9 protein-coding genes are annotated in these 7,415 nt (G+C 72.2%); 6 read left to right on the forward strand and 3 right to left on the reverse strand.

Going from position 1 to position 7,415, the window contains the following annotated elements:
- Both IH13_RS0107415 and dhaL read left to right on the forward strand, forming a co-directional pair.
- Nucleotides 1–827, forward strand: an 827-nt coding sequence (locus IH13_RS0107415) for a dihydroxyacetone kinase subunit DhaK (RefSeq protein WP_031082151.1), incomplete at its 5' end; no start/stop codon positions are given.
- Nucleotides 828–882: 55 nt separating this feature from the next.
- Nucleotides 883–1,548, forward strand: a complete 666-nt coding sequence (gene dhaL / locus IH13_RS0107420; protein ID WP_031082153.1) for a dihydroxyacetone kinase subunit DhaL — start codon at nt 883–885, stop codon at nt 1,546–1,548.
- A gap of 106 nt (nt 1,549–1,654) precedes the next feature.
- Here the strand turns inward: dhaL and IH13_RS0107425 are convergent, their stop codons facing one another.
- The gene (locus tag IH13_RS0107425; protein WP_031082155.1) at nt 1,655–2,335 is read right to left on the reverse strand and encodes an HAD family hydrolase; all 681 of its coding nucleotides are present in this window, start codon (nt 2,333–2,335) and stop codon (nt 1,655–1,657) included.
- 586 nt (nt 2,336–2,921) lie between these two features.
- Between IH13_RS0107425 and IH13_RS0107430 the strand changes: the two genes are divergently transcribed.
- Complete coding sequence (locus IH13_RS0107430) at nt 2,922–3,554, forward strand: ScbR family autoregulator-binding transcription factor (protein ID WP_031082158.1); 633 nt, start codon at nt 2,922–2,924, stop codon at nt 3,552–3,554.
- Here IH13_RS0107430 and IH13_RS0107435 read toward each other — a convergent pair.
- A complete protein-coding gene (locus IH13_RS0107435) occupies nt 3,451–4,494 on the reverse strand; it encodes a DUF72 domain-containing protein (RefSeq protein ID WP_234433239.1) in 1,044 nt (347 codons plus the stop codon). The two genes, IH13_RS0107430 and IH13_RS0107435, sit on opposite strands and share 104 nt — an antisense overlap.
- Before the next feature lie 135 nt (nt 4,495–4,629).
- On the reverse strand, nt 4,630–5,052 hold the full coding sequence (locus IH13_RS0107440; protein WP_031082161.1) for an ATP-binding protein: 423 nt from the start codon (nt 5,050–5,052) through the stop codon (nt 4,630–4,632).
- Between the two features lie 215 nt (nt 5,053–5,267).
- Between IH13_RS0107440 and IH13_RS0107445 the strand changes: the two genes are divergently transcribed.
- From IH13_RS0107445 to IH13_RS0107455, 3 genes are all read left to right on the forward strand, one after another.
- Complete coding sequence (locus IH13_RS0107445) at nt 5,268–5,585, forward strand: hypothetical protein (RefSeq protein ID WP_031082164.1); 318 nt, start codon at nt 5,268–5,270, stop codon at nt 5,583–5,585.
- Nucleotides 5,586–5,676: 91 nt separating this feature from the next.
- A complete protein-coding gene (ppk2, locus tag IH13_RS0107450) occupies nt 5,677–6,603 on the forward strand; it encodes a polyphosphate kinase 2 (RefSeq protein ID WP_234433240.1) in 927 nt (308 codons plus the stop codon).
- A 75-nt stretch (nt 6,604–6,678) separates the two neighbouring features.
- Nucleotides 6,679–7,415 (forward strand): class I SAM-dependent methyltransferase (locus tag IH13_RS0107455; protein WP_063837412.1); only part of this gene is annotated, 737 nt, incomplete at its 3' end.

Here is a 7,415-nt window from a genome sequence, read left to right on the forward strand (position 1 = left end):
GGGAGCCGATGCACGCCGGCTATGTCGGCGCGGGGATGCTCGACGCCGCTTGTCCCGGGCGGGTCTTCGCCTCCCCGCACAACCGGCAGATCTACCGGGCCTCCCTGGCGGCGGCCCGGCCGGACGGCGTACTGCACATCGTGAAGAACTACACCGGCGACCGGATCAACTTCGGCATCGCCGCCGAGCGCCTGGCCGACCACGGCATCACCTGCACACGGGTCCTCGTCGACGACGACCTGGCCTCCGACTCCGAGGAGATCGCCGCCGGGCGCCGGGGGACCGGCGGCACGGTGCTGGTGGAGAAGATCCTGGGCGGCGCCGCGGACGCGGGGCTGGGCATCGAGGAGCTCACGGAACTCGGTACCGCGGTGGTGGGCCGCTGCCGGACGCTCGCGGCCGCCTCCGCCGCGCACCACGCTCCGAGCACCGGCGAGAAGGCGTTCATCCTGTCGGCGGGGGAACTGGAGTACGGCGTCGGGATCCACGGAGAACGCGCCGACCGCACCCGGACCCAGGAGAGCGTGCGCGCGCTGGTGGACGACATGGCCGGGGCCCTGTTGGACGAACTGCGCCCGGGCGCCGACGAACCGGTCGTGGCGCTCGTCAACGGTCTGGGGTCGGTCACCGCTCTGGAGCTGTACGGGATCTTCGGCGAACTCGGCCGGGTGCTCGACGCGCGAGGAGTCCGGCTGGCCCGCCACCTCGTCGGCGACTACGTCACGGCGCTCGACATGCGGGGCTTCTCCCTGACGCTGCTGGTGGCCGGACCCGCCGTACTGGACTTCTACGACGCGCCGGTACACACCCCGGCGCTGCGCTGGTGAGGGGTACAGCGGCCGGGTCCCCGGCGGCCGGTGACTGGAGCAGGAGGACGACGCCATGACGACGCCCGCTTTCGACGGAACGCTGACGCGTGACTGGATGCGCCGCTTCGCCGACTCGGTGTACGCCACCGAGGCGGAACTCACCGCGCTCGACCAGCGGGTGGGGGACGGTGACTTCGGGACCAACCTCAGCGCCGGTGTCACCGCCGCCGGACGCCTGCTGGACGCCGCGGGGGACGGGACGGGCCCCTCGGAGACGCTGGGGTGCATGGCCACGGCCTTCCTCGACGAGATCGGTGGGACGAGCGGCCCGCTGTTCGGCCTGCTCTTCCAGGCGTTGAGCAGGGCCGCGCAGGGGAACGGCCTCACCACGGACGGGCTCGCGGAGGGGGTCGACCAGGGACTCGCCGCGATCCGCCGGGTGGGTGACGCGTCCCCCGGGGACAAGACACTGGTCGACGCGTTGACCCCGGCCGCGGCCGCGCTGCGGGGGGCGTCCAGGGGGACGCCCCCCGACCGGGCGCTGGGCCTGGCGGCGGACGCCGCCTGGCAGGGGGTGCACGACACCGCGGGCCTGTCCGCGCGCATGGGGCGGGCGAGCTACCTCGGCGAACGGGTGACCGGCATCCCCGACCCCGGTGCGGTCGGCGTGGCCCTCCTGTTCGCCTCGGCGGCCGGTCCCGTGCGCGCCCTCGCCCCCCATCTGCCCGGCGGCGGATGACACCCGGGACACCGGCGGGGCCTTCGCGAGGAGCGCCGGCACGGGTCCCGGTCGCGACGGCCGCCCGCCCCGAGGGGTGGGTACCCGTCCCGGCGGCCACCCGCCCCTACACGCCGATGTGGGTGCGTGCCCAGGCCGTGAGATCCGGATCGGCGAGGCTGGAGACCCAGAGGTCCGCGACCTCCCCGTCGGGCCCGGGCGGGCACGGGCCGGTACCGAGGACACGGAGTCCGGCCCGGCGGGCCGACTCCATGCCCGTGAGGGAGTCCTCCACGGCGAGGGCCTCCTCCGGAGGGACACCGCAGAGGCGGGCGGCGACGCTGTAGACGTCCGGCTGGGGTTTGGGACGGATGTCCTCGTCGGCGACCACCACATGGCCGAAGCAGCCCAGCAGCCCGGCCCGGTCGAGGCAGGACTCCACCATCTCCCGTGGGCAGTTGCTCGCCACCGCGAGCGGGCGGTGCCGGGCGGCCAGCCGGACCAGCGCGGAGGCCCCCGGCATGGTGACGGGGTCCTCGTCGACCAGCGCGGTGAAGTGGCGCAGGAGCGTCTCGGTCAGGTCGTCGACGAGATCCGGTTTCCCGGTCTCCTCGGCCATCAGGGCTCCGCACTCCACGTAGTGCACGCCCTTGGCCCGTTCGCCGAACCCGGCCGGGGGCTTCAGGCCGAACGAGCGGAAAGTGGTGTTCCGTGCTTCTTGCCAGTGGCGTTCCGTGTCCATCAGGGTGCCGTCGCAGTCGAAGACGATGGCGGACGGTGACCAGGAAAGGATGCGATGTGCTGTCATTTCTCTGCCGTTCTCGGAAGGGGCGCCGACCCGTTCGGTTCGCGGGTCCGGGCTGGTGCCGGGCGGTGGGGTGGTCCGCTCGGCTTCTGGAATGGGCGATGTCGCACGGCCGTCTGCGGCCACACACCGACGTGGCTCGATGCGCCGGGGCATGCCGCGACAGACGGCGTCCGTCGTTTCCGGCAGAGCCCGAAAACATCGTGGCCGTTACGTTAATTTGGCGCCCTCGCCTGCCGCAATCACCAATTCGGGTGCATAGGGGAAGCGCGGCGTCCGGAGGCCGGCCGGCGCGCGGGGTCGCGGGGCGGGTGCGGGGAGGCCCGGCGACCCCTCGATCGCCGCGCTGAGCAGGCATTTCATGGAGAGCGGCGACCGGGTGCGGGGGCCTCCGGAACGGCCCCCCGCGTCGGCGCGTCAGATTGCGCGAAGTCGCCCGCACGCACGCACAGTCGAAGAATAATAAAATCTTCGCGCGCCGCGATTACGCCCTCCCGGGGGGAGGGTGTAATCCATTCGTGTCGCGACGGCAGAACAAAAGAGCGAAGGTGGAACAAAGGTGCAGGACAGGGCGCGTGCGACCCGCAGAGTGCTACTGGAATCCGCAGCACATCTATTTGTCGAACGCGGATACGTGGGCACGAGTGTCAATGACATAAGTGATCACTCGGGGCGAACGAGCGGCGCGATTTATTTCCATTACTCCAGCAAGGAGAAACTGGCACTCGCCGTGGTCCGCGAGCAGTTCGCCAGCTGGCCGCAGCTCGCGGCTCCTTACGCCGCCCCCGAGATCCCCCCGCTGGAAAAGCTGGTGGTGCTCAGCTTCGACATCGCGCGGGCGCTCAGTGAGGACGTCGTGGCCCGGGCCGGTGCGCGGCTGTGGGCGGAGCGCCGCAGCATCGACGCCGCGGTGCCCACGCCGTTCGACGCCTGGGCGCTGGCCGCCACCCGGCTCCTCGCGGAAGCGCGGTCGCGGGGCGAACTCGCCGATGACATCGAGCCGTCGGACACCGCCGTGACGCTCGTGTGCGCCTTCTTCGGGCTGTGCACCCTGACCGACGAGGTGCGGGGCGGACAGGACTGGGGCACGCGGCTGGACCACTGGTGGCTGCTGGTGCTCAAGTCCCTGCAGGCGGACCCGGATCCCCCGGCCCTGCTCGCACGGGCCCGGACGCGCATCCCCGCCCGGAACGAGGAGCGGGTCCCCACCGGAAGCCGGTGAGGACCCGCTCTGTCCGGTCTGTCCGGGGAGCTCCGGTACGCCGCCGGCTTCCGGGAGGGGCCTGCCGCCGAAGGAACCGCCGCATCGCCGCGGCGGAGCGGACCGCCGCGTCGGCACAGCAGTTGTTGAACAGGACGTGGAGCTCCTCGGTGCGGTCGGCCATGCTCTTGAGCCGCGGCACCCACTCCGAGAGTTCCGCCTCGGAGTAGAGGTGCCGGAAGCGTTCCTCCTTCGTCCCGGTGCCCCACGCGCTGTTGCGGCCGTGGAAACGCGCCACCGCCAGGTTCCGCGTCGTCACCGGTGTGGCCGGGGGGATGGACGCGGGCAGCGTCTGCACCATGTCCACCGCCACGGCGGCGAAGCCCAGGTCCGCCAGCAGCGCCGCGGTCGCGGCCCGCCGCGTACGCCGCCACCAGTCCGGATGCCGGAACTCGACGGCGACGGGCCACCCCCCGGTCCGTTCCCGGCACCGGAGGAGGAAGGCATGGGACCGCGGTCCCGGAGCGAACCAGGGCGGGAACTGGAACAGCAGGGTGCCGAGCCGGTCCGCCCGCCGCAGTGGTTCGAGGGCCCCGCCGAACCGGAGCCACACCTCGTCCAGCAGCCCGGGGTCGGCCGAGCCCCGCCCCGGCCGCCGGTGATGCCGCGTCAGGTGCGACCGCAGATCTGCGGGGAGGGCGTTCGGCGGTGTCGGGTGCCCGGTGAGCAGGGAGAACGCCTTCACGTCGAAACGGAAGCCGGCGGGGGTGCGTTCGGTCCACAGGAGGCTGTTACGGGTGCTGGGGAGCGCGTAGTAGGTGGCATCGACCTCCACCACGGGGAACCGGTCCGCGTAGTGGCGCAGCCTTCCCTCCGGGTCGTTCCTCTCCGGCGGGTACCAACCGCTGGAGAGGAGCGCCCTGTCCGTCCATGAACACGTGCCGACCAGAACCTTGCCCATGCGGACCCGCCTACCCCGTACCGGGCCGGCCGCACGTGTCCGCTCGTCACCGGCACGGTCCTGCCCGGCTCCGGCGCCGGTCCGCACGGACAGCCGCTCCACCGGGACGCCCCCGCCCCCGCCCCGGCCGCCCGGTCAGCCGGCGGGTTCGCCGTGGCGCACCGGGGGAGAGCCGGGCGGGACGAAGCAGGCGATGACGGTCTTCCCCGATTCCTGAGGGTGGGTGGTCCAGCTGTCGGCCAGCGCCTCCACGATGGCCAGACCCCGCCCGCCGGTCCGGGCGCCGTCGGCCTCCTGCGGGGCCGGCGGCGCCGGGTCGCCGTCGTGGACGCTGACGTGCAGACAACGGCTGTCCCAGGTCAGCACCAGCTGCGCCTCGCTGTGCGCGTGCACGTGCGCGTTGGTGATGAGCTCCGACACGCTGAGCAGGATCGCGTCCACGGTCTCGGGCGCGTCCCTCGTCCAGTCCAGGCTCTCCAGGTGTTCACGCGTCCAGTGGCGTCCGGCCCGTACGCCCCGCGACACCGGGAAGGACCGGGCCCAGCCCATCGCGCGCATCGACGTGTCATGTGCTCCTGTCACAGCGTCTCCCTCACTCGGCTCCCGGGAAGCGTCTCCCACGAGGCGCCTACCCTCGCGGTCCCCGGTTACGGCGCGCCCGACCGGTGCCCGTCCGGGCGGGTCCCGGCGGGGTTCGCGAGGCGGATCCGGGGCACCCCCATGGAAAGCCCGCACCCCCGGACCCGTCCGGGACCGGCACACCTGGAGGCCCCGTGACCACGTACGTCATCACCGTCCCCGGTACGTTCCTCCACGACGTCACGGAGGAGCAGCGCTCCGGAGTGGAGCGCAGGCTGCGCCCGCAGGACCCGCACCACACCGGTCTGGGCGAGGCCGAGGAGCTGGACCTGCTGACGGTGCAGGAAGGCAACACGTTCTCCATCCGCCTGCACATCGAGGCCCACGACCGGGCGGACGCCGAGGCCCAGGCCGTGCACCTGGCCGAGTCCGCCCTGCGCGAGGGCGGACTCACGGCCGAGGACGCCCCGCTGGGCCCGGCCGCGGTCACCGGGATCGGCAGCGCGTACTGACGCCGTACGGCACCGGCGCCCGGTCGTCCGCCGGGGTCCGGTGGCACCTGGTACGAACGGGTGACACGCTGGGCCGGTGGACCGTGATCATGTGAGCGAGCAACTGCTGGACGGCCTGACCGTCGACACGAGCAGGCCGGAGCAGCCGATCCTGCTCGACGAGGCGGGCAGGCCGATCAAGACCTGGCGGGAGAACCACCCGTACGACCACAAGGTCGGGCGCAAGGAGTACGAGCACGTCAAGCGCGTCCTGCAGATAGAACTGCTCAAGCTCCAGCGGTGGACCAAGGAGACCGGAGCCCGGGTCGTCGTGGTGTGCGAGGGGCGCGACGCGGCGGGCAAGGGCGGCACGATCCAGCGCTTCACCGAACGCCTCAACCCGCGTGGCGCACGCATCGTCGCCCTCGACAAACCGACGGACCGCGAGCGCGGCCAGTGGTACTTCCAGCGCTACGTGTCGCACCTGCCCGCGCCGGGCGAGCTCGTCTTCTTCGACCGCTCCTGGTACAACCGGGCCGGTGTCGAGCGCGTCATGGGCTTCTGCTCGCCCCGGGAGTACGAACTCTTCCTCAAGCAGTGCCCGGTCTTCGAGGAGATGCTGGTCGACGACGGCATCGTCCTGGTGAAGTTCTGGTTCTCCGTCTCCCGCGCCGAGCAGCGCACCCGCTTCGCGATCCGCCAGGTCGACCCGGTGCGCCAGTGGAAGCTCTCGCCCACGGACGTCGACTCCCTGGACCGCTGGGACGACTACACCACGGCGAAGATCGACATGTTCCGTGCCACCGACACCGAGCACGCGCCGTGGACGGTGGTGAAGAGCAACGACAAGCGCCGGGCCCGTCTCGAAGCGATGCGCGGCCTGCTGGCCCGCATCGACTACGCCGCGAAGGACCCCGCCGCCGTCGGCAAGCCGGACCCGCTCATCGTGGGCCCGGCCGCCGAACCGGGTGAGGAGGACACCGCGCTCTCGCCCACCCGCCTCGCGTCCCATACCGAGGGGCCGGGCGAACACCCGTAGAGCGGGCGCCCCCGTGGGACCGGCGGCGGAAAACCGGTGGTGCGGGGACACGGCTATGCGGCAGTCTTCAGCGGTATGGAACCTGACGTGTGGGACGAACAGGTGGCACGGGGCTACGACGCGTCGTCCGCGCACATGTACGCACCCGGCGTGCTGCGCCCCACGGTCGATTTCCTGGAACGCCGTGCCGGCCGTGGCCGGGCCCTCGAGTTCGCGGTGGGTACGGGACGCGTGGCGCTCCCGCTGAGCGCACGGGGTGTGCCCGTCGCCGGGATCGAGAAGTCGCCGCCCATGGCCCGGGAGCTCGCCGGGAAGGCCGGCGGCGGCGACGTGGCCGTGACCCTGGGCGACATGTCGGCGGTGCGGGCGCCGGGCACGTTCAGCCTGGTCTACCTCGTCTACAACGGCCTCACCTGCCTGCTCTCCCAGGCGGAGCAGGTCGCCTGCTTCCGTAATGCCGCGAGGCACCTCGAACCGGGCGGCCGCTTCGTGGTGGAGGTCTTCGTCCCCGAACTGCAGCGTCTGCCGCCGGGCGAGACGGCGCGCCCCTTCCACATCGGCGAGCACCACATCGGCTTCGACACGTACGACCTGGTCGAACAGCGGCTGGTCTCGCACCACCACACGATCATCGACGGACGGGGCAGCACATTCCGCTCGCCCCACCGCTACGTGTGGCCCTCCGAGCTGGACCTCATGGCCCAACTCGCCGGGCTGGAGCGGTCCGAGCGGTGGGCCGACTGGCACGAGGGGCCCTTCACCGCGTCCAGCAGGACGCATGTGTCCGTATGGCGGAAGCCGCTTCCGGCCTC

The organism is Streptomyces sp. NRRL WC-3549, from assembly GCF_000721935.1.
GTDB lineage: Bacteria > Actinomycetota > Actinomycetes > Streptomycetales > Streptomycetaceae > Streptomyces.